Raw genomic sequence first — 568 nt, forward strand, 5'->3', positions numbered from 1 at the left:
GAAGAATTGAGGAAAAAGTAGTATTAAAACAAGGCTAAATATGAATAGTCTTGTTTTTTTATTACCAAAATAGGAGGTAAAATGAACATAACAGACCATGCCTTAATGAGATGGGCACAGAGAATAGAAGAAGATCATATAAGCAGTCAGACAGCCTTTAAAGACTGGAAAGCCTTAAATCCTGAAAAAGTAATTCAGTATGAAAAGGATTTGAGAGAAGCTTTTAAAAAGGCAGAATATTTAACAGAGGGAATATACGATGATAAAAAAAGACAATTAGCAGTATTTCATGTAGATAAAGAGGATCTTTTACTGTATATAGTAAGTAAGGAGGGAAATTTAATAACATTGTATGATGTAGATTTTGGGGCAAGTAAAGAAAGAAATAAAAAAATACTGAAGGAGTTCCTGGACGAAATATCAGAACAGGAAAAAGAGCATCAGGAATTTGAAAGTAAAAAAGCCGAGGAATTAAAGGAGCTTGGTAGAAAAAAAGAGACTCTTGAAATGGAAAAGAAAGAATTACGGGAAAAGCTAAATTTATTGGAATCAGAGCAGGGGTTATTAA

Annotated in this window: 1 pseudogene; it reads left to right on the forward strand. The window is 31.9% G+C overall.

Annotated elements, in window-relative coordinates:
* Nucleotides 1–81: 81 nt before the first annotated feature.
* Nucleotides 82–568: pseudogene (locus tag NK213_RS17975) on the forward strand (hypothetical protein); the annotation flags it as partial.

It is taken from the genome of Sebaldella sp. S0638, from assembly GCF_024158605.1.
In the GTDB taxonomy this organism is placed as follows: domain Bacteria; phylum Fusobacteriota; class Fusobacteriia; order Fusobacteriales; family Leptotrichiaceae; genus Sebaldella.